The sequence below is a fragment of the Kitasatospora albolonga genome, from assembly GCF_039535905.1.
GTDB lineage: Bacteria > Actinomycetota > Actinomycetes > Streptomycetales > Streptomycetaceae > Kitasatospora > Kitasatospora albolonga.
In genome coordinates this window covers 222,018-243,644 of record NZ_BAAAYB010000149.1, presented here as the reverse complement: position 1 = coordinate 243,644, position 21,627 = coordinate 222,018, and the positions used below count along the sequence as shown (strand labels likewise).

Below are 21,627 nucleotides of genomic sequence, written 5' to 3'. Positions count from 1 at the left end.
CTTAACTGTCCGGTTCCCGAAGGCCCTCACGAAGGTGGCGTGGCAGGGCGGGGGAAGGTGGCATGCCGCGTAGGTAGACGCACGACGCTGTGGGCCTGACGCGCACTCGGAAGTGTATCGACGGTGATGCGCCGCGGCTGCTCCCGTCCGGCGAAATCACCCGGACGGGAACAGCCGTTGTGTACAAGCGGGTTACGCGTTCTCGTCGACCCAGCTCATCAGCTTGCGGAGCTTCTTGCCGGTGGTCTCCAGCAGGTGCTCGGAGTCGGCGTTCTTGTACTCGTTGTACTTCGGCAGGCCCGCCTTGTACTCGGCGATCCAGGTGTTGGCGAAGGTGCCGTCCTGGATCTCCGCGAGGACCTTCTTCATCTCGGCCTTGGTGTCGGCGGTGATGATGCGCGGGCCGGTGACGTAGTCGCCCCACTCGGCGGTCTCCGAGATGGACCAGCGCATCTTCTCCAGGCCGCCCTCGTACATCAGGTCGACGATGAGCTTCAGCTCGTGGAGGCACTCGAAGTAGGCGATCTCCGGCTGGTAGCCGGCCTCGACCAGGGTCTCGAAACCGGCCTTGACCAGGGCGGCGGTGCCACCGCAGAGGACGGCCTGCTCACCGAACAGGTCGGTCTCGGTCTCCTCGGTGAAGGTGGTCTTGATGACGCCGGCCTTGGTGGCGCCGATGCCCTTGGCGTAGGAGAGCGCCAGGTCGAAGGCCTTGCCGGTGGCGTCCTGCTCGACGGCCACGATGGCGGGGACGCCGCGGCCCTCCTGGTACTGGCGGCGGACCAGGTGGCCCGGGCCCTTCGGGGCGACCATGCAGACGTCGACGTCGGCCGGGGGCTTGATGAAGCCGAAGCGGATGTTCAGGCCGTGGCCGAAGAACAGCGCGTCGCCGGCCTTCAGGTTCGGGGCGATGTCCGCCTCGTAGACGTCGGCCTGGATCGGGTCCGGCACCAGGATCATGATGACGTCGGCCTCGGCGGCGGCCTCGGCGGCGGTGACCACGCGCAGGCCCTCCTCCTCCGCCTTGGCCTTCGAGGAGGAGCCCGCCTTCAGGCCGACCCGGACGTCGACGCCGGAGTCGCGCAGCGACAGCGCGTGGGCGTGGCCCTGGCTGCCGTAGCCGATGATCGCGACCTTGCGGCCCTGGATGATCGAGAGGTCGGCGTCGTCTTCGTAGAACAGCTCGGCCACGGGGGCACATCTCCTTGCGTGGTGGTGATGCCGGGTCCTGCAGGTCCTACCGTACGTGGACCCGGCGGGGGTGTGGGGCGGTGCTTCAGGGTGTGAGACGACAGGCCGTCAGGCCCGCGTCAGGCGCTGCGGTCCAGGGCCCGGAGCGAGCGGTCCGTGATCGAACGGGCGCCGCGGCCGATGGCCACCAGACCGGACTGGACCAACTCCTTGATGCCGTACGGCTCCAGCATCTTGAGCATGGCCTCCAGCTTGTCCGAGCTGCCGGTGGCCTCGATGGTCACCGCGTCCGGCGAGACGTCGACCGTCTTGGCGCGGAACAGCTGGACGATCTCGACGATCTGCGAGCGCGACTCGGCGTCGGCCCGGACCTTCACCAGGACCAGCTCGCGCTGGACCGCGGCGGCCTGGTCGAGTTCGACGATCTTTATCACGTTGACCAGCTTGTTGAGCTGCTTGGTGACCTGCTCCAGCGGGAGGCTCTCCACGTTGACCACGATGGTCATCCGGGAGATGTCCGGGTGCTCGGTCGGGCCGACCGCGAGCGAGTCGATGTTGAAGCCCCGACGGGAGAACAGGGCGGCGATGCGGGCGAGCACGCCGGGCTTGTTCTCGACCAGGACGGAGAGGGTGTGCTTGGACATGGTGGTCATGGACTCTCTATCGGTTGGTCAGGGCAGTCAGTCGAGGTCGTCGCCGAAGTCCGGGCGCACGTCCCGGGCTGCGAGGATCTCGTCGTTGCTGGTGCCGGCGGCCACCATCGGCCAGACCATGGCGTCCTGGTGGACGATGAAGTCGATGACCACCGGGCGGTCGTCGATCGCCATCGCCTGCTCGATCACCTTGTCCAGGTCCTCGGGACGCTCGCAGCGCAGGCCGACGCAGCCCATCGCCTCGGAGAGCATCACGAAGTCCGGGATCCGGGTGCCCTGGGCCGGCGCCTCGATGCCGTCGTGCTCCGGGCCGGAGTGCAGCACGGTGTTGGAGTAGCGCTGGTTGTAGAAGAGGGTCTGCCACTGGCGGACCATGCCGAGCGAGCCGTTGTTGATGACGGCCACCTTGATCGGGATGTTGTTCAGCGCGCAGGTGACCAGTTCCTGATTGGTCATCTGGAAGCAGCCGTCACCGTCGATCGCCCAGACCGCGGTGTCCGGCTTGCCCGCCTTGGCGCCCATCGCTGCCGGGACGGCGTAGCCCATGGTGCCCGCGCCGCCCGAGTTGAGCCAGGTGGCCGGCTTCTCGAACTGGATGAACTGCGAGGCCCACATCTGGTGCTGGCCGACGCCCGCCGCGTAGATGGCGTCCGGGCCGACCAGCTGACCGATCCGCTCGATCACCTGCTGCGGCGACAACCCGCCGTCGGGGGCCGCCTCGTAGCCCAGCGGGAAGGTGGTCTTCCACTCGTTGAGCTTCTCCCACCAGGCGGTGTAGTCGCCCTTGTGGCCGGCGTCGAACTCGGCCTGGACGGCGACGATCAGATCGGCGATCACCTCGCGGGCGTCACCGACGATCGGGACGTCGGCCGGGCGGTTCTTGCCGATCTCGGCCGGGTCGATGTCGGCGTGCACGACCTTGGCGAACGGCGCGAAGCTGTCCAGCTTGCCGGTGACCCGGTCGTCGAAGCGGGCACCCAGGGTGAAGAGCAGGTCCGCCTTCTGCAGCGCGGTGACGGCCGGGACGGAGCCGTGCATGCCGGGCATGCCCAGGTGCTGCGGGTGGCTGTCCGGGAAGACGCCCAGCGCCATCAGGGTGGTGACCACCGGGGCGCCGGTCAGCTCGGCCAGGATCCGCAGCTCTGCGCTGGCCTGGGCCTTGAGCACGCCGCCGCCGACGTAGAGGACCGGGCGCTTGGAGTTGACCAGCAGCTTGGCGGCCTCGCGGATCTGCTTGGCGTGCGGCTTGGTGACCGGGCGGTACCCGGGCAGCGAGGTCTCCACCGGCCAGCGGAAGGTGGTGGTGGCCTGCAGCGCGTCCTTGGCGATGTCGACCAGGACCGGGCCGGGGCGGCCGGTGGCGGCGATGTGGAAGGCCTCGGCGATCACCCGGGGGATCTCGGCCGGGTCGGTCACCAGGAAGTTGTGCTTGGTGATCGGCATCGTGATGCCGCAGATGTCCGCCTCCTGGAAGGCGTCGGTGCCGATCGCCTTGGAGGCGACCTGCCCGGTGATCGCGACCATCGGGACGGAGTCCATGTAGGCGTCGGCGATCGGGGTGACCAGGTTGGTCGCGCCCGGGCCGGAGGTCGCCATGCAGACGCCGACCCGGCCGGTGGCCTGGGCGTAGCCGGTGGCGGCGTGGCCCGCGCCCTGCTCGTGGCGGACCAGGATGTGACGGACCTTCTGCGAGTCCATCAGCGGGTCGTAGGCCGGGAGGATGGCGCCACCCGGGATGCCGAAGACGGTGTCCGCGCCCACGGCCTCGAGCGAGCGGATGAGGGACTGCGCACCGGTCATCGTCTCGGCCGCGCTGGGCGCGGGAGCGTGGGCGGCCGGGGTGTCCCCGCGGCGGGGGGCGGCGTGCTCGGTCATCTGCCTGTCTCTTCTCGGGTTCTGCCGTCCGCCAGGTGAGGGACCTGGTGGCGGTCGCCGGTCCTGCCTCCATCGTCCACCCGGCCCGCATGAGGGGCTCGTACGTGGGCGAATCGGCCGGGGTATTGCCTCTTCGAACAGTTCCAGTGCAACAAAAAACCCCTCGTGCCAAGGGCATGCGAGGGGTGGCGCGTCGGTCTCTCCCGAGCGGGGCGTGTGCTGCCCGCTCTAGCCGACGCGCCCGCCAAGTACGAGAATTCGGGTGCGCATGGCACCGACCTTCCTCCTCGGCGGGGTCAAGTGTCAAGCAGGTGGGACGGAGGTCTCATCATGCGGACGTGCCCATGGACCGGGCAGCGGGAGGCGTCCGGGCAGGTCGGAGACGTTCTGGTGGTGCGCGGGCCGGCCCTGGGCCACCTCCGGGTGGCCACCCGAACGGGCGTCGGCGGCCAGGTAGGCGCGGCGCGCGGAGAGCGGCCCCAGCGGCCTCGGCAGCGGGTAGACCCGGCGCAGCAGCGCCCGGCGCAGCCGGTGCTCGTCCAGCGGCTGGGCGAAGGCCAGGCCCTGCCCCTGGCGGCAGCCCAACTCCTGCAGGACGGCGACCTGGCGCGGGTGGTCCACCCCCTCGGCGGAGGTCACCAGGCCGAGGTCGCGGCCCAGCCGCAGCGCGTGCCCGGCCAGTGCGCGGGTGAGGGTGGAGTCGGCCACGTCCTGGACCAGCGAGCGGTCCAGTTTGATCGCGTCGAGCGGCAGCCGGGCCAGCGCGCCGAGCGAGCCGCCGCCCGCGCCGAAGCCGGCCACCGCGGTGGAGACGCCGTGCCGGCGCAGCGCGTCGAGCCGGCGGCCGAGCTCGTCGGCCTGCGCGTCGGGCCCGGTGCGGGCCAGCTCGATCACCAACTGCTGGGCGGGCAGGCCGGTTTCGCGCAGCACCGCGACCACCGCCTCGTACATGCCGGGGGCGCAGAGCCGTTCGGCCGAGAGCCGGACCGAGACCGGGACGGCGACCATCCTGGGGCCGCCCCGGCGGGCCGCCGCGGTGACCGTCTCGTGCAGCATCCAGCGGGCGAAGCGGGTGGCCGCGTCGCCCTGCTCGGCGGTGCGCAGGAACTCGGCGGGGGTCAGCAGCAGGCCCTGGGCGGAGCGCCACCTGGCCTGGGCCTCGACGCCCGTCACGGCGCCGGTGGCGAGGTCCACCAGGGGCTGGTGGAGCAGGGTGAAGGTGCCCTCCCGGACGGCCAGCCGCAGCCGGTCCTCCAGCTCGGTGCGGCGCTCCAACTCGGCCCGCATGGCCGGGTGGTAGAGCACGACGCGACCCTTGCCCTCGGACTTGGCCCGGTACATCGCGAGGTCCGCGTCGCGCATCAGCTCGTCGGCCCGCGCGCCGTCCTGCCCGTGGTCACGACCGTCCCGGGACGGGGAGGCGAAGGCGATGCCGATGCTGGCGGCCACGCCGAGCTCGGCCCCGCCGATCCAGTACGGCTCGGAGAGCGCCGAGCGCAGCCGGTCGGCCAGCTCCTGCACCTGGACGCGGCCGAGCCGCCCGGAGACCAGCGCGGCGAACTCGTCCCCGCCGAACCGGGCCACGGTGTCCCCGGCCCGGACGGCGCCCTGCAGCCGGCGGGCGGCCTGCACCAGCAGCTCGTCGCCGACCTGGTGCCCGGCGGAGTCGTTGACCGCCTTGAAGCCGTCCAGGTCGAGGAAGAGCACCGCGACCGTCTCGCCCTCCTGGCCACCCGTCAGGGCGGCACCCAGGCGCTCGGTGAACAGCGCCCGGTTCGGCAGGTCGGTCAGCGGGTCGTGGAACGCGTTGTGCTGCAACTGCGCCTGCAGCATGACCCGTTCGGTGACGTCCCGGCTGTTCAGGATCAGGCCGTCCCGGTACCGGTTGACGGTGGACTCGACGTGCAGCCACTCGCCGCCGCCGGAGCGGACCCGGCACTCGACCCGGGCCGAGGGCTCGCCGATGCCGTCCGGCAGGCCCTTCATCAGCCGCTTGACCTCGGCCAGTACCCGGTCGACGTCCTCCGGGTGGACCAGGTTGAGCAGGTTCCCGCCGACCAGGTCCTCCGGGTCGCGGCCGTAGACGCCGAGCGCGGCCGGGGAGACGTAGGAGAGCACCCCGGTGCCGCCGGAGATCATGATGACGTCGCTGGAGCCCTGCACCAGCGAGCGGAAGTGCGCCTCCTTCTGGGCCAGCTCCTGGGCCAGCGAGAGGTTGTCCAGCAGGGTGACGCCCTGACGGAGGATCAGCGCCAGGCCGACGGTGCAGGCCGCCGCCACCACCACCCGGTCCAGGTGGTGGCCCCCGAGCGCGTTGTAGAGGATGCCGACGGTGCAGACGGCGGCCGCCACGTACGGGGTGAGCGCGCTGAAGGTGGTGGAGACCCGGCGGCGCGGGGCGCCGCCGACCGAGGGGTGCTGGCGGCTGGGCGCGCTGGCGGCCCGGGGTGCCCAGGGGGCCCAGGCGAGCAGCACGCTGCCGGCGAACCAGCCGGCGTCCAGCAGACCGCCGGAGTGGTAACTGCTGCGCAGCTCGGGCGAGGTGAACAGGGCGTCGCAGACCACCGTGACGGCCAGGCCGACCATCGCGGTGTGCACCGCCGCGCGGTTGCCGTCCCGGCGGCGGAAGCGCAGCCCGACCACCAGGCTGACCAGCAGGATGTCCAGCACGGGGTAGGCGAGGCCGAGGGCCAGCCGGAGCGGGTCGTCCCCCTCCCCCGCCGCGACCCGGCCGAGCGCCAGGCTCCAGCTGAGGGTGAACAGCGAGCCGGCCACCAGCCAGCCGTCCAGCAGCAGGCAGAGCCAGCCGGCGGCGGTGCGCGGGCGCTGGGCCAGCACCAGCAGGCCGGTGATGGCGAGCGGGGCGAAGAGCAGGAAGGCGTACTCGGCCGGGGAGTCCTGCGGCAGGTCGGTGCGGAGCACCACCTCGTACCAGCCCCAGGTGCCGTTCCCGAGGGCGACCATCGAGGAGGAGAGGCCGAACAGCAGCCAGGCCGGGCGGGCCGGGCCGGCCGTGGTGCAGGCGTGCAGCAGGCAGGAGAGCGCGGCGGCCAGGGCGGCGCCGGCCAGGCCGAAGTCCCCCATGAACTGGGCGAGTCGGGGAGAGCCCCAGCCGAGGGCGGCACCCACCCCGTACCCGAGGCAGAGCACCGCCAGCAGGGCTCCGGGGAGACGGACCGCGCGGAAGCTCACTCGACCTCTCCCCCACGCCGTACCGGTGTTCCCGGTCCGGACCCTACACCAATTCCGTCACTCAATGACACGCACACTCCACTTAGAGTAATGGTGGCGGGTGACGACGTGTCTCGTTTCGGGACGGATCGCCCCGGTTGGCCGCAGCGCACGGGGGCGCACTGAGCCCCGCGCCCCCGTGCGCCCGGGTGCCCGGAGCGCCTCTCAGGCCCCCTGGCCGAGGAGTTGGAGCCGGTGGGCCAGCGCGGCGGCCTCGCCGCGGCTGCCGACCGAGAGCTTGGCCAGGATGTTCGAGACGTGCACGCTGGCGGTCTTGGGCGAGATGTAGAGCTCCTCGGCGATCTGACGGTTCGTCCGGCCGAGCGCGAGCCGGTCCAGCACGTCGCGCTCGCGCGGGGTGAGACCGAACTCCTCGGCCGGGTCGGCCGGTTCGGCGGCCCGGGGAGCCGGGGCCGGGCGGGCGGCGGCCAGGCCGGCCCGGGCGGTGAGCAGGGCCGCGTCCTGCCGCAGGTAGCGGCCGGAGGTGACCAGTTCGTCCACCTCGCGCAGCAGCCCGGCGGCCTCCTCCCGGCGGCCCTCCGCCAGCAGCGCCTCGGCCTGCCGGTAGAGCGCCTGGCCGAGCGGGCAGCCCAGCCCGAGCGCGCGCAGCGAACCGACCGCCGCCGCCCACTGACCGGGGCTGTCGACGCCCTCGGCGCGGGCGAGTTCGGCCGCCAGCAGCTCGCTCCAGGCCCGGTGCAGCTCGGTGCCGGGCCGCAGCCCGGCGGCCACCTCGGCGATCCGCCGCAGCACCACCGGGCGGCCGAGGTCGGCGCTCGGGACCCCGCGCGAGTCGGCCTCCGCGGCCGCCCCCTCGACCAGCACCGGCAGCAGTCCGTTGACGCAGCCGTCGGAGAGTCCGTCCCCGGCCGGGCGGTCGGCCAAGCCGTCGAGCACGGCGAGCAGTTCGGCCCTGGCGTCGAGCGGACGCCCGGCGCGCATCGCCAGCCGGATCGCCAGCCGGGCCACCGGCAGGTCGTGCTGCGGCTGCTGGACCACCTTCCCGGCCTGCCGAGCGCGCTGGAAGTGCTCCTCGGCAGCCGCCAAGTCGCCCCGGTCCAGCGCGAGTTCACTGCGCAGTCGGTCCAGGAAGGCGTGGAAGGTGCCGGCCCGGGAGTCGTCCCACTCGGCCAGCAGCTCCTCGGCCTCCTGGCGGCGGCCGAGCACCAGCAGCGCCTCCACCAGGTTCCCCGCCAGGATGGCGCCGGTGTTGGCCAGCAGGCCGTTGCCCTGCGCCACCGCCAGGCCCTCCCGGGCCAGCGCCGCGGCCTCCTCGGCCCGGCCGAGGCTGAGCTCCATGCTGGAGAGGTTGTTGAGCGCCCGGCAGAGCACGTCCACCACACCGGCCGGCCGGGCCCGCTCGACCGCCTCGTGCAGCAGCGCCAGCCCGGCCTCCGGGTCACCCAGGTTGGCCCGCAGGGTGCCGAGCGTGGTGAGCGCGTGCAGCTCGACCATCGGGGCGTCCACCTCCCGGGCCAGCTCGACGGCCCGCTCGGCCATCGCCATGTCCCCCGCCGACGGGTCCAGCAGCATCACGTGACCCACCGCCAGCGCCAGCACCTCGGCCTGCACCGGTGAGGGCCGCAGCCCGGCCACCAACTGCTGGGCCCGGTCGATCTCCTCCTGCGCTCCCCCGCGCCGCAGGTGACCGAACATCTGCGCGCGCTGGATCATGAACCAGGCGGCCCGCTCCGGCTCGGCCTCCTCGTCCACCAGCTTCAGCGCCCGCTTGGCCAGGCTCAGGCCGCGGTCCCGGTCCCCGCTGCGGCGGGCGGCGGTGACCGCCTCGGCCAGCACGTCGACCAGGTACAGCCCGGCGCAGTGCGCGCCGTCGCAGCCGCAGGCCGGGAAGGTGCCCGCCCAGTCGTGCGGCCGGACGCTGGTGTCGCGGATCTCCTCCGGCACCTCGTCCCAGAGCTCCAGGGCGCGCTCCAGCATCCGCAGTTGCTCGGCGAAGGCGTTGCGGCGGCGGGCCGCCCGGGCCGCCTCCAGCGCGGTCGGCAGGGCCTTGGCGGGCTCGTGCGCGTGGTACCAGTAGTTGGCCAGCCGGGCGTCCAGCCCGTTCCCGCAGACCAGCTCGCCCTGCTGCTCCAGCACGGTGGCGTAGCGGCGGTTGATCCGGTAGCGCTCGCCGGGCAGCAGGTCGTCGGAGACCGCCTCGCGGACCAGCGCGTGCCGGAAGCGGTACCCCTCGCCGTCGGTGTCCGGGCGGAGCACGTTGGCGCCGACGGCCGTGCGCAGCGCCTCGGTGAGCGACTCCTCCCCCTCGTCCAGCACCGCCTCCAGCAGGCCGTGCTCGACGTAGCTGCCGCCCTCGGCGGCGATCCGCAGCACGCGCTGGGTCTCGTCCGGCAGCGCCTCCACCCGGACCAGCAGCAGGTCGCGCAGCGATTCGGTGAGGCCGGTGTGGCAGCCCTCCTGGTGGGCGGTGGCCAGCTCCTCGACGAAGAACGGGTTCCCCTCGGAGCGTTCGTGGATGCGGTCCACCAGCGAGCGGCCGGGGGCCTCGGTGCCGAGGATGCCGGCCAGCTGGGCGGCCACCTCGGCCCGGCCGAACCGGGCCAGCTCCAGCCGCTGCACGGTGCGCAGCCGGTCCAGCTCGGCCAGGAACGGGCGCAGCGGGTGACGGCGGTGCAGGTCGTCGGTGCGGTAGGTGGCGACGATCAGCACCCGGGCCCGGTGCAGGGTGCGGATCAGGTAGGCGAGCAGCTCGCGGGTGGAGCGGTCGGACCAGTGCAGGTCCTCGACCGCCAGCACGATGGTCTGCCCGTCGGACAGCCGCTCGAACAGCCGGGCGGTGTGCTCGAAGAGCCGGGCCCGGCCGAACTCGTCGTTGGGCTCGGCGTCGTCGGCCCCGAACTCCGGCAGCAGGCGGGTGAGGTGGCCCTCCATCCCCTCGGCGGCCCGTTCGAGTTCGGCCCCCAGCCCGCGGTGCAGCCGGCGCAGCGCGGTGGCCAGCGGGGCGAACGGCAGACCCTCGGCGCCGACCTCCAGGCAGCCGCCCATGGTGGTCACCGCGCCGCCCCGGCAGGCGGTGCCCAGGAACTCCTCGATCAGCCGGGTCTTGCCGACCCCGGCCTCGCCGCCGATCAGCACCGCCTGGGGCTGGCCGGCGTCGGCCCGGCGCAGCGCGGCCTCCAGCGCACCGACCTCGGTGCCGCGACCGACGAAGACCGGGCTCACCGATGTCTGCTCCATGGCGCCGAGCATGCCACAGGCCGCCGACGCGGTCCGAGCGAGTATCTCGCGGTTCGGACCGGGCCCCGGCGGCCTGTGACGGTCTGTCAGCATTTGCACTGGCTCAGCTGTGCTTGAGCTGCGGGCGCGGACTCAGGGCCCGTACCCGGCGCTGTCGCAGCGCCCTCAGCAGGCCCAGGCGCAGCGCCGGGGCGGCCTCCCGGTCGGCCTCCAGGGCCTCCCGGACCAGCGCGTCGTGGCGGGCCTGGCGCTGCAGCTCCTGCGAGCGGGCCTGGATGAGCTCGTACTCGAACATCGTGGTCTCCCCTTGTTTTCCCTTGCGGGCTCTTCGTCCTGGGTAAGAGCTTCCTCCGGTAAGGGGGGTGGCCACATCGGGAGCATGCCGCATCTCCCGGGGCGTCAGGTCCTTAGACGAGGACCGCCCGCTCCGTAGGGACGGAGCGGGCGGTCCTCGTCGTGCCTAGGGCGTCCTACTCGGGCGAGACGCCGAGCTTCTCGAAGATCATGTCCTTGACCTTCGCGGCGTCGGCCTGGCCGCGGGTGGCCTTCATGACCGCGCCCACCAGGGCGCCGACGGCGGCCACCTTGCCGCCGCGGATCTTGTCCGCGACGCCGGCGTTGTCCGCCAGGGCCTGGTCGATCGCCGCGCTGAGCGCGGAGTCGTCGGAGACCACGGCGAGGCCGCGGGCCTCGATCACGGCGTCCGGCTCGCCCTCGCCGGCCAGCACGGCCTCGATCACCTGACGGGCCAGCTTGTCGTTGAGCTTGCCCTCGGCGACGAGCGCGCAGACCCGGGCCACCTGGGCCGGGGTGATCGGCTGGTCGGCCAGCTCGGTGCCGGTCTCGTTGGCCCGGCGGGCCAGCTCGCCCAGCCACCACTTGCGGGCCTGGTCGGCCGGCGCACCGGCCGCGATGGTGTCCAGGATCGGCTCGACCGCACCGGCGTTGAGGATGGACTGCATGTCCTGGTCGGACACGCCCCACTCGGCCTGCAGCCGGGCCCGGCGGACCCGGGGCAGCTCGGGCAGAGCGGCCCGCAGCTCCTCGACCCACTCGCGGCTCGGGGCGATCGGGACCAGGTCGGGCTCCGGGAAGTACCGGTAGTCCTCGGCGTTGTCCTTGATCCGGCCCGAGGTGGTGGAGCCGTTGTCCTCGTGGAAGTGCCGGGTCTCCTGGACGATCGTCCCGCCGTCGGTGAGCACCGTGGCGTGCCGCTGGATCTCGAACCGGGCGGCCCGCTCCACGCTGCGCAGGGAGTTGACGTTCTTGGTCTCCGAGCGGGTGCCGAACTTCTCGGTGCCGTTCGGACGCAGCGACAGGTTCACGTCGCAGCGCATCTGGCCCTTGTCCATCCGGGCCTCGGAGACGCCCAGCGCCCGGATCAGCTCGCGCAGCTCGGCCACGTACGCCTTGGCCACCTCGGGGGCGCGCTCGCCGGCGCCCTCGATCGGCTTGGTGACGATCTCGATCAGCGGGATGCCGGCCCGGTTGTAGTCCAGCAGCGAGTGGGTCGCACCGTGGATGCGGCCGGTCGCGCCACCGACGTGGCTGGACTTGCCGGTGTCCTCCTCCATGTGGGCGCGCTCGATCTCCACCCGGAAGGTCGAGCCGTCCTCCAGCTGCACGTCGAGGTAGCCGTTGAAGGCGATCGGCTCGTCGTACTGCGAGGTCTGGAAGTTCTTCGGCATGTCCGGGTAGAAGTAGTTCTTCCGGGCGAACCGGCACCACTCGGCGATCTCGCAGTTCAGCGCGAGACCGATCTTGATCGCCGACTCCACGCCGATGGCGTTGACCACCGGCAGCGAGCCGGGCAGGCCGAGGCAGGTCGGGCAGGTCTGGGTGTTCGGCTCCGCGCCCAGCTCGGTCGAGCAGCCGCAGAACATCTTGGTCTTGGTACCCAGCTCGACATGGACCTCAAGGCCCATCACCGGGTCGTACGAGGCGAGTGCGTCCTCGTACGAGACCAGGCTAATGACGCTCACAGCGTCCCCTTCACTTGAGTCTTGGCGGTCCGTCAGCCCAGCAGCACGTCGTCGTCCCCGAGCCGCTTGAGCTCACGGACGAGGAGCGCGGTGCCGGTGATCAGCGCGGCGGCACCGACCAGGGCGTTGAGGAGCAGGAGGTTGTCGTTCTCGGTCCGGGCCTTGCGGATGTCCTTGGAGATCGAGATCGCGCCGAACGCGCTCGTCCCGATGGACAGCCAGAGACCGGGCTTGGACTTCTTGAAGCCCTTGGCCTTCGCGATGCTGCTCACAGAACCGGTGCCTCCTCGAGCAGGGGGTGTCCCCACTTGTCGTTGAGCGCGGCCTCGACGGCGCCGCCCACGCGGTACAGGCGGTCGTCCGCCATCGCGGGAGCGATGATCTGCAGGCCGACCGGGAGATTGTCCTCCGGGGCCAGGCCGCAGGGCAGCGACATGGCCGCGTTGCCGGCGAGGTTGGACGGGATGGTGCACAGGTCGGCCAGGTACATCGCCATCGGGTCGTCGGCGCGCTCGCCGATCGGGAAGGCGGTGGTGGGGGTGGTCGGCGAGACCAGCACGTCGACGCCGGCGAAGGCCGCGTCGAAGTCGCGCGAGATCAGGGTCCGGACCTTCTGGGCCGAGCCGTAGTAGGCGTCGTAGTAGCCCGAGGAGAGGGCGTAGGTGCCGAGGATGATGCGGCGCTTCACCTCGGGGCCGAAGCCGGCCTCGCGGGTGAGGGCGGTGACCTCCTCGGCCGAGCGGGTGCCGTCGTCGCCGACCCGCAGGCCGTACCGCATCGCGTCGAAGCGGGCCAGGTTGGAGGAGGCCTCGCTCGGGGCGATCAGGTAGTAGGCCGGGAGCGCGAGGGTGAAGGACGGGCAGGAGACCTCGACCACCTCGGCGCCGAGCTCGCGGAGCAGCTCCACGGACTCGTTGAACCGCTGCATCACGCCGGCCTGGTAGCCCTCGCCGGCGAACTCCTTGACCACGCCGATCCGCATGCCGCGGACGTCGCGCCGCTTGGCGGCCTCGACCACGGCCGGGACCGGGGCGTTGATGGAGGTGGAGTCCAGCGGGTCGTACCCGGCGATGGCCTCGTGCAGCAGCGCCGCGTCCAGCACGGTGCGGGCGCACGGGCCGCCCTGGTCCAGCGAGGAGGAGAACGCGATCAGGCCGTAGCGGGAGACCGAGCCGTAGGTCGGCTTCACCCCCACGGTGCCGGTGACGGCGCCGGGCTGGCGGATCGAGCCGCCGGTGTCGGTGCCGATGGCCAGCGGGGCCTGGTACGCGGCCAGCGCCGCGGCCGAGCCGCCGCCGGAGCCGCCGGGGATGCGGGACAGGTCCCACGGGTTCCCGGTCACGCCGTAGGCGGAGTTCTCGGTGGAGGAGCCCATCGCGAACTCGTCCATGTTGGTCTTGCCGAGGATGACCACGTCGGCGTTCTTCAGACGGGCCGTCAGGGTGGCGTCGTACGGCGGCACCCAGCCCTCGAGGATCTTCGACCCGCAGGTGGTCGGGATGCCCTCGGTGGTGAAGACGTCCTTGAGCGCCAGCGGCACGCCGGCCAGCGGGCTCAGCTGCTCGCCGGCCGCGCGCTTGGCGTCCACCCGGCGGGCGGCCGCCAGGGCGCCCTCGGTGTCCACGTGCAGGAAGGCGTTGACCTTCTTGTCGGTGGCCTCGATCCGGTCCAGGTGGGCCTGGGCGACCTCGACGGCGGAGACCTCTCCGGCCGCGATGGCGGCGGCGGTCTCGGCTGCGGTCTTCTTGATGAGCTCGGTCACGGGATCAGTCCTCCCCGAGGATCTGGGGGACGCGGAAACGCTGCTCCTCGGCGGCCGGCGCACCGGCCAGGGCCTGCTCCGGGGTGAGCGACGGGCGCACCTCGTCCGCCCGCATGACGTTGGTCAGCGGAAGCGGGTGGGAGGTCGGCGGGACGTCCTGTCCGGCGACCTCGGAAACGCGGGCGACCGCGCCGATGATCACGTCGAGCTGCTCGGCGAAGTGGTCCAACTCTTCGGCCTGCAGCTCCAGACGCGACAGCCGGGCGAGGTGGGCGACCTCCTCGCGCGTGATGCCAGGCATGCAGCGATCCTCAAGGGTGAGTTCTGGTCAGACCGCCACGAGACATGTGTGACGGCCCATCTTTCCAGGCCCATCCTATGGGCAGCGCCGGGCGCCCGGGCTCGTCCCGGCCCGGGCGCCCCGTGCCGCTAGAGCAGTTCGACCTCGGGGGCACCGGTCCGATGGACCATCAGCCAGGCGGTGGCCTGGTCCGCCGGGAGGGCGGCGGAGACCAGCCAGCCCTGCACCGCGTCCACTCCGAGGGAGTGCAGCCGCTCCCAGGTCTCGTCGTCCTCGACGCCCTCGGCGACCACCGTCAGCCCGAGCGAGTGGGCCAGCTCGACCGAGCACCGGACCACCGCGGCGTCGTGGTCGTCGGCCACCATCCGGGAGACGAAGGACCGGTCGATCTTCAACTCGCCGACCGGCAGCGAGCGCAGCCGCACCAGCGAGGAGTGCCCGGTGCCGAAGTCGTCCAGCGACATCCCGACCCCGTAGCGGCGCAGCTCGGCCAGGGTGTCCGCGGCCAGCCGGGAGTCGTCCAGCAGCAGCCGCTCGGTGATCTCCAACTGGAGCGCCCCGGCGGGCACCTGGTGCCTGGTCAGGTGGCCGGCCACCCGGTCGGCGAAGCCCGGGTTGAGCACGTCCCGGGGCGAGACGTTGACCGCGACCTGCACCTCCAGGCCCTGCGCGCGCCAGAGCGCCAGCTGGCCGACGGCGGCCTCCAGCACGTAGTCGGTCAGCCGCGGCATCAGCCCGCTGGACTCGGCCAGGCCGATGAACTCGTCCGGGGGCACCCGGCCCTGGCCCGGCCGCTCCCAGCGCAGCAGCGCCTCCAGGCCGACCACCCGGCCGTCGAAGGCCACCTTCGGCTGGTAGTGCAGCTGCACCTCGCGGGTCTCCAGGGCCCGCCGCAGGTCGCCGAGCAGGCCGATCCGGTACGGGGTGTCCAGGTCGCGGGTCTCGTCGTACTGCTCGACCCCGGTGCGGCGGCGCTGGGCGTGGCCCATCGCGACGTCCGCCCGGCGCAGCAGCGCCTCGGCGTCCTGGGCGTGGGCGGGGTAGACGCAGACCCCGGCGCTGGCCTCCAGCACCAGCAGCAGCCCGTCCAGGCGGATGGGAGCGGCGAGTTCGGCGATCAGCGCCTTGGCCATCCGCTCCAGGGTGTCCGCCCGGCCGACCCCGGGCAGCAGGACGGCGAACTCGTCGCCGCCCATCCGGGCCACCACCGGGCGGTGGCTGCGCTGGATGGCGACCGGGAGGGAGGAGAAGACGTCGTCCGGATCGTCCCGCTCGGGGTTGTGCGTGCCGGAGCGCAGCGCACGGTGCAGGCGCCGGGCGATGTGCACCAGCAGCCTGTCCCCGGCGGTGTGCCCGAGCGCGTCGTTGAGCGAGCGGAAGCGGTCCAGGTCGAGCAGGATCAGCCCGACGTTCCAGTCCTCCTCGCCCTCGCCCTCGGCGATCGCCTCCTGGGCGGCCAGCAGCAGGGCGTGACGGTTCGGCAGGTCGGTCAGCGGGTCGGTCAGCTGGTCGCGGGCCCGGTCCCGGGCGATCCGCCAGGCGGCCACCAGGACCGCCAGCGGCACCGCGAACAGCGGCAGCAGCTCTGGCTCGTGCCGGTAGACCAGGACGGCGAGCGGGATGAGCGGCGCCGCCCCGGCCAACAGCACGCCGAGCAGCAGGACCGCACCCGCCACCCCCTGCGGCGGGCGTGTGGGCGCGCCGCCGGTCGTACGATCCATAAGCCCTGTCCTCCGTCGGGCCCGCCCCGTTCAGGCCGCCTTTCGGTACGACACCCCCGGTGCGGTGGAGGCCAGCGTGCGGGCTTCCCCGTCGGCCCGGCTGGTGCTCCCGGGGCCGGCCACCCTTGCTGACGCAGTGTCGCCCCAAGGGTATGCCCGGGTCCGACCCGTGAGGCGGACTTTCGGACAACCTTGGACGCCGCACCGGCGGAACATCCTTCCGGAGTGCCGCCCAGTGACAGAATGCCCGGTTTCTTTCGGACAGACCCCGCTGACGAGGCATCAGAAAAGTAACGGAGTATCAGCTCTCGTCGGTCGGCTCGGCCGCCGGGGCCTCCTCCGTGGCGATCGGCTCGATCCCGAGGTGGGCCCGGGCGGCGACGGGGCCCTGCTCCAGCAGGACGGCGAAGCCCGCGTCGTCCAGCACCGGCAGGCCGAGCTGCACGGCCTTGTCGTACTTGGAGCCGGGGTTGTCACCGGCCACCACGAAGTCGGTCTTCTTGGAGACCGAGCCGGTGACCTTGGCGCCGCGCGAGGTGAGCGCCTCCTTGGCACCGTCCCGGGTGTGGCCGGCCAGCGTGCCGGTGACCACCAGGGTGAGGCCCTCCAGCGGGCGGGGGCCCTCCTCCTCGGCGGCCTCCTCGACGAAGCGGACGCCGGCGGCGCGCCACTTCTCCAGGATCTCCCGGTGCCACTCCTCGGCGTACCACTCCTGGATGGCCTTCGCGATGGTCGGGCCGACGCCCTCGGTGGCGGCGAGTTCCTCCTCGGTGGCAGCGAAGATCTTGTCCAGGTCGCGGAACTCGGCGGCCAGCGCCTGGGCGGCGACCGGGCCGACGTGACGGATCGACAGGCCGTTGAGGTAGCGCCAGAGCGGGCGGTCCTTGGCCTTGTCGAGGTTGTCCAGCAGCAGGGCGACCGACTTCTTCGGCTGTCCGGCCTTCGTCCGGAAGAACTCGGAGACCTTCTCCTCGCCGGTCGTGTCGTCCAGCTTGGGCATGCCGGTCTTCGGGTCCAGCACCTTGACCTTGATCGGCAGCAACTGCTCAACGGTCAGGGCGAAGATGTCCCCCTCGTTCCCGACCGGCGGCTCGGCGGGCTCCAGCGGCTGGGTCAGCGCGGTGGCGGCCACGTAGCCGAGGCCCTCGACGTCCAGCGAGGAGCGGCCGCCCAGGTAGGCGATCCGCTCGCGGATCTGGGCCGGGCAGTACTGCGCATTGGGGCAGCGCAGGTCGATGTCGCCCTCGTTCATCGCGCGCAGCGGGCTGCCGCACTCCGGGCAGTCGGCCGGCATGGTGAAGGCGTAGGCGTCTTCCGGGCGCAGCTCCTCGACCGGGCCGAGGATCTCCGGGATCACGTCACCGGCCTTGCGCAGCACGATGGTGTCGCCGATCAGCACGCCCTTGGCCTTGACCACGTCCTGGTTGTGCAGGGTGGCGTACTGGACCATCGAGCCGGCCACCTTCACCGGCTGCTCCAGCACCGCGTACGGGGTGGCCCGGCCGGTCCGGCCGATGCCGATCTTGATCTCGGCGAGCTTGCCGTTGACCTCCTCCGGCGGGTACTTCCAGGCGATCGCCCAGCGCGGGGACTTGGAGGTGGCACCGAGCCGGCCCTGCAGGGCGATCTCGTCCACCTTGACCACCACGCCGTCGATCTCGTGCTCGACCGAGTGGCGCTGCTCGCCGTACTGCGCGATGAAGGCCCGCACCTCGTCCAGGGTGCCGACCACCTTGTTGTGCCGGGCGGTGGGCAGGCCCCAGTCGTGCAGCAACTGGTAGGCGTGCGACTGGCAGTCGATGTCGAAGCCCTCGCGGGCGCCGATGCCGTGCACCACCATGTGCAGCGGGCGGGAGGCGGTGACCTGCCAGTCCTTCTGACGGAGCGAACCGGCTGCCGCGTTCCGGGGGTTGGCGAACAGATTGACCAGGGCGCCGGGGCGCTTGCCCTCCTTGGCGCGCTCCTCGTTCACCTTCTGCCGGCGCTCGTTCTCGGCCGCCAGCGAGGCGTTCAGCTCGGCGAAGGCCTCGGTCGGCAGGTAGACCTCGCCGCGGATCTCCACCAACGCCGGGATGTTCTCGCCCTTGAGCTGGTGCGGGATCTCCTTGATGGTGCGGACGTTGGGCGTGATGTCCTCGCCCACCCGGCCGTCACCGCGGGTCGCGGCCTGGGTCAACTGGCCGTTCTCGTAGGTGAGGTTGACGGCCAGTCCGTCCACCTTGAGCTCGCACAGGTAGTGGTACTCGATGCCGTCCAGCTCGCGGGCGACGCGCTCGGCCCAGGCGGCCAGCTCCTCGTCGTCCATCGCGTTGTCCAGGCTGAGCAGGCGCTCGCGGTGCTCCACCGCGGCGAACAGCTCGGTGGGGGCGCCGCCGACGTTCTGGGTCGGCGAGTCGGGGGTGACCAGGACCGGGTGCTCGGCCTCGATCCGCTCCAACTCCCGCAGCAGCCGGTCGAACTCGGCGTCGGTGACGATCGGGGCGTCCTGCTCGTAGTACCGCACCCGGTGGCCGACGATCTCCGCCGCCAGCTCGGCGTGCCGCTCACGCACCTCCGCCGGTACGTCCGCCCAGCCCTCGACCGCCACCCTGGTCTCCTCCTGCTACTCCGGGTTGTCCACCAGACTCTGCGCGGCCCTCGCACTGAGTGACAGCGCCTTGCGGGCGTACGCGGGCGAAGCACCCGCCAGGCCACAGGTCGGCGTCACCAGCACACGGCGGCCGAGCAGTTCCGGGGACAGCCCCAACCTGCGCCACAACGTCCTGACACCCTGGACACTACCGGCCGGGTCCGTCATTCCCGCGTCCGTGGACGGCACCACACCGGCGAGGATCACGGTGCCGGCCTCGACCGCCTCGCCGATCTCCTCGTCCTCACGCTCCGTCAACAGACCGAAGTCCAGCGAGATCCCGGCCACCCCGGCCCGGCGCAGCAGCGCCAGCGGGACGTCCGGGGCGCAGCTGTGCACCACCACCGGCGCGTCCAGGCCGCGGATCAGCTCGCGCAGGGTCTCCTCGGCGTGCTGGCGGTCCACCGCGCGCAGCCGCTGGAAGCCGCTGGCGGTCTTCACCGAGCCGGCCAGCACGGCCGGAAGTGACGGTTCGTCGAGCTGGAGCACCAGCTCCGCGCCGGGGATCCGCTTGCGGACCTCGGCCAGGTGGCGGCGCAGGCCCTCGGTGAGGGACTCCGCGACGTCCCGGCAGGCGCCGAGGTCGGCGAGGGCCTTCTCGCCGTGCTTCAGCTCGATGCTCGCCGCCAGGGTCCACGGCCCGACCGCCTGCACCTTGAGCGCACCCGTGTACCCCTGGGTGAACTCCTCCAGGGCGTCCAGGTCCTCGCCCAGCCAGGAGTGCGCCCGCCGGGTGTCCCGGCCGGGCCGGTCGGCGAACCGCCAGCCGCTCGGCTCGGTCTGGGCGAACAACTCCACCAGCATCCCGGCCGAGCGCCCGATCATGTCGGCGCCAGGGCCCCGGGCGGGCAGCTCCGGCAGGTGCGGCAGGAACTCCAGCGCCCCCACCGAGGTCTTCGCCGCCTCCCGGGCGTCCGTGCCGGGAAGCGAGCCGACCCCGGTGGCGGCTCCGGTCAGCTCGGGAAACACGTGTCCAGTCACGCGACGAGCCTAGTGCCCCGCGTCAGTTGCCCGGGCGGACGGTGATCTCGGTGAGGGCGGCGTCCCGGGGCAGGTCGGTGCCGTCGCTGCTGCCGTCAGGTCAGGTCGGGGAGCAGGGTGAAGCAGTCCGTGTGCTTGGGCCGGACGACGGTGAAGTGGCGGCGGTCGAGGGTGGCGATGCGCTGGGCTCCGTGGCGTTCGGCTACTGCGATGACGGAGGCGTCCACGGCCCCGAGGGGGAAGCTGTCGTACTGTTCGATGAGCTCGCCGACGCGGAGGAGGTCGGTGGGGGTGACGTTGTCGAGTTCGAAGTGGCCCTGGGCCACGTGATCGATGAACCTGCGTTCCACACTTGGCCAGCGCTCCAACTGCCAGCTGACCTCGGCCAGGACGGTGGAGGGCAGAACCTTCCGGCCCCGGAGCTGGGAGAAGAAGTCCACGCAGCGGACGTGGTGGTTGTCCCTGGCGTTGAAGAACGCGACGAGCGGTCCGGTGTCGAGGATCGTGACGGTCACCCGGCGGCGCTTCCGCCCCGGTCGCCGCGGGTCGCGATGTAGACGTCGTGGTTCTCCGCATAGTCGGCGGGAGCCTCGATGCTGCCGGCGAGCGCGAGGAAGCTCGCCGGCAGCAGGTCACCCTCGTCGTCGCCGGTCTGCTCTTCCGCCCGTGGGGGAAGGAGATCGGCAAACTCTTCGTCCTGGCTGATGATCAGGCGGAGGCGGCGGGCCTGGCGAGGACTGAGGTGTTCCACCGCGTACCGCAGGTCTTCGTAGTCGCGAGCTGCCGTCATGGGCCCAGTCTGGCACGCGGACCGATTCGGCGTGCGCTACGTGCATGCCCCAGTGCCGAGGCTGCCTCAGTTGCCCGGGCGGACGGTGATCTCGGTGAGGGCCGCGTCCCGGGGCAGGTCGATCGCGGTGACGATCGCGGTGGCGACCGACTCCGGGGCGATCCAGCGCGTGGGGTCGTACTCCTTGCCCTCCTGCTGGTGGACCTTCACCTGCATCGGGGTGGCGGTGCGGCCCGGGTAGACGGTGGTGACCCGGACGCCGTGCGGCTGCTCCTCCAGACGGAGCGAGTCGGCCAGCGCGCGCAGGCCGAACTTGCTGGCCGCGTACCCGCCCCAGGTGGCGTCCGCCCGCAGGCCCGCACCGGAGTTGACGAAGACCACGTGACCGCGGGCCAGCCGGACCGAGGGCAGCAGCAGCCGGGTCAGCTCGGCGGGCGCGACCAGGTTGACGTTCAGCTGCTCCTGCCAGGCCTTCACCGGGAGGTCGCCGATCTCGCCCAGCTGCACCACCCCGGCCACGTGCAGCAGCGAGTCCAGCTCCACCGGCAACTCCTGGTGGCCGAAGGCCCAGGAGAGCTTGGCCGGATCGGACAGGTCGCCGACCAGGGTGCGGGCGCCGGCGAAGCGCTCGCGCAGCTGGGCCGCCCGCTTGGCGTCCCGGGCCAGCAGCCAGAGCTGCTCGCCGCGCGCGGACAGCCGCTCCGCGACCGCCTCGCCGATGCCCGAGCCGGCTCCGGTGATCAGGTGAGCACCCATCAGTTCGTCCCCTCCAGGAGTGCGATCGCCTCGGCCGGGGTGGCGGCGAAGTGCACCAGCTCGGCCAGCGGCCGGGGCAGGAAGCCCTCGGCGTCCATCCGCTCAAGCTGCGTGCGCAGCCCGGTGTAGAAGCCCTCGGTGTCCAGCACCACGACCGGCTTGTCGTGCCGGGCGTGCTTCTTCAGCTCCAGCACCTCGGTGATCTCGTCGAGCGTGCCGAGCCCGCCGACCAGCACCGCCAGCGCGTCGGCCCGCTCCAGCAGGTGCGCCTTGCGGGTGGCCAGGTCGGGAGTGGTGACCATCTCGTCGGCGCCCTCGTAGGCCTTGTGCGCGAGGAAGTCCACCGAGATCCCGACCAGCCGGCCGCCGGCCCCCCGGACCTCGTCGGCCAGCAGGCCCATCAGGCCGGCGTGCGAACCGCCCCAGACCAGGGTGTGGCCGCGCTCGCCGAGCAGGCGGGCGAACTCGGCGGCGGGGGCGGTGTACTTCTCGTCGAGCGAGTATGCGGAACAGAAGACGGTGATGTTCATAGTGCCCCCAGGTCTATCAGGTCACCC

Annotated in this window: 17 protein-coding genes; all 17 read right to left on the bottom strand. The window is 72.3% G+C overall.

The genetic code is table 11. The features are described from left to right. Positions 1–192 precede the first annotated feature (192 nt). The 17 genes from ilvC to ABD946_RS37410 all read right to left on the bottom strand — a co-directional run bounded on the left by ilvC (position 193) and on the right by ABD946_RS37410 (position 21,600). Entirely contained in the window at positions 193–1,191 is a 999-nt protein-coding gene (gene ilvC / locus ABD946_RS37490) for a ketol-acid reductoisomerase (RefSeq protein ID WP_345290227.1), read from the bottom strand. A gap of 119 nt (positions 1,192–1,310) precedes the next feature. Beyond that, on the bottom strand, positions 1,311–1,835 hold the full coding sequence (gene ilvN, locus ABD946_RS37485; RefSeq protein WP_345290226.1) for an acetolactate synthase small subunit: 525 nt from the start codon (positions 1,833–1,835) through the stop codon (positions 1,311–1,313). 36 nt (positions 1,836–1,871) lie between these two features. Continuing rightward, a complete protein-coding gene (locus ABD946_RS37480; RefSeq protein WP_345290225.1) occupies positions 1,872–3,719 on the bottom strand; it encodes an acetolactate synthase large subunit in 1,848 nt (615 codons plus the stop codon). Positions 3,720–4,022: 303 nt separating this feature from the next. After that, a complete protein-coding gene (locus tag ABD946_RS37475) occupies positions 4,023–6,911 on the bottom strand; it encodes a putative bifunctional diguanylate cyclase/phosphodiesterase (RefSeq protein WP_345290224.1) in 2,889 nt (962 codons plus the stop codon). A 204-nt stretch (positions 6,912–7,115) separates the two neighbouring features. Continuing rightward, positions 7,116–10,148: a helix-turn-helix transcriptional regulator gene (locus ABD946_RS37470; protein ID WP_345290222.1), complete on the bottom strand. Its 3,033-nt coding sequence runs from the start codon at positions 10,146–10,148 to the stop codon at positions 7,116–7,118. Positions 10,149–10,251: 103 nt separating this feature from the next. Next, positions 10,252–10,443 carry a hypothetical protein gene (locus ABD946_RS37465; protein ID WP_345290221.1) on the bottom strand — a complete coding sequence of 64 codons (192 nt, stop codon included), beginning with the start codon at positions 10,441–10,443 and terminating at the stop codon, positions 10,252–10,254. 175 nt (positions 10,444–10,618) lie between these two features. After that, complete coding sequence (gene gatB, locus ABD946_RS37460) at positions 10,619–12,130, bottom strand: Asp-tRNA(Asn)/Glu-tRNA(Gln) amidotransferase subunit GatB (RefSeq protein ID WP_345290220.1); 1,512 nt, start codon at positions 12,128–12,130, stop codon at positions 10,619–10,621. Between the two features lie 32 nt (positions 12,131–12,162). Further along, positions 12,163–12,402 (bottom strand): hypothetical protein, encoded by a 240-nt coding sequence (locus ABD946_RS37455; RefSeq protein ID WP_345290218.1) that lies wholly within the window; start codon positions 12,400–12,402, stop codon positions 12,163–12,165. Beyond that, complete coding sequence (gatA, locus tag ABD946_RS37450) at positions 12,399–13,892, bottom strand: Asp-tRNA(Asn)/Glu-tRNA(Gln) amidotransferase subunit GatA (protein ID WP_345290217.1); 1,494 nt, start codon at positions 13,890–13,892, stop codon at positions 12,399–12,401. The genes ABD946_RS37455 and gatA overlap by 4 nt, the downstream gene beginning before the upstream one ends. 4 nt (positions 13,893–13,896) lie before the next feature. Further along, complete coding sequence (gene gatC / locus ABD946_RS37445) at positions 13,897–14,193, bottom strand: Asp-tRNA(Asn)/Glu-tRNA(Gln) amidotransferase subunit GatC (protein ID WP_035845952.1); 297 nt, start codon at positions 14,191–14,193, stop codon at positions 13,897–13,899. A gap of 128 nt (positions 14,194–14,321) precedes the next feature. Next, entirely contained in the window at positions 14,322–15,914 is a 1,593-nt protein-coding gene (locus tag ABD946_RS37440; RefSeq protein WP_345290215.1) for a putative bifunctional diguanylate cyclase/phosphodiesterase, read from the bottom strand. Between the two features lie 301 nt (positions 15,915–16,215). Beyond that, positions 16,216–18,501, bottom strand: coding sequence for an NAD-dependent DNA ligase LigA (gene ligA / locus ABD946_RS37435; RefSeq protein WP_345290214.1), 2,286 nt, complete (start codon positions 18,499–18,501; stop codon positions 16,216–16,218). 15 nt (positions 18,502–18,516) lie between these two features. After that, positions 18,517–19,524: a methionine synthase gene (locus ABD946_RS37430; RefSeq protein WP_345290213.1), complete on the bottom strand. Its 1,008-nt coding sequence runs from the start codon at positions 19,522–19,524 to the stop codon at positions 18,517–18,519. A 95-nt stretch (positions 19,525–19,619) separates the two neighbouring features. Beyond that, complete coding sequence (locus tag ABD946_RS37425; protein WP_345290211.1) at positions 19,620–20,039, bottom strand: type II toxin-antitoxin system VapC family toxin; 420 nt, start codon at positions 20,037–20,039, stop codon at positions 19,620–19,622. Then, the gene (locus ABD946_RS37420) at positions 20,036–20,314 is read right to left on the bottom strand and encodes a hypothetical protein (RefSeq protein WP_345290210.1); all 279 of its coding nucleotides are present in this window, start codon (positions 20,312–20,314) and stop codon (positions 20,036–20,038) included. Before ABD946_RS37420 ends, ABD946_RS37425 begins: the two co-directional genes overlap by 4 nt. Positions 20,315–20,380: 66 nt before the next feature. Beyond that, positions 20,381–21,070, bottom strand: a complete 690-nt coding sequence (locus tag ABD946_RS37415) for an SDR family oxidoreductase (RefSeq protein ID WP_345290209.1) — start codon at positions 21,068–21,070, stop codon at positions 20,381–20,383. After that, positions 21,070–21,600, bottom strand: a complete 531-nt coding sequence (locus ABD946_RS37410) for an LOG family protein (protein ID WP_345290208.1) — start codon at positions 21,598–21,600, stop codon at positions 21,070–21,072. The genes ABD946_RS37415 and ABD946_RS37410 overlap by 1 nt, the downstream gene beginning before the upstream one ends. Positions 21,601–21,627 lie beyond the last annotated feature (27 nt).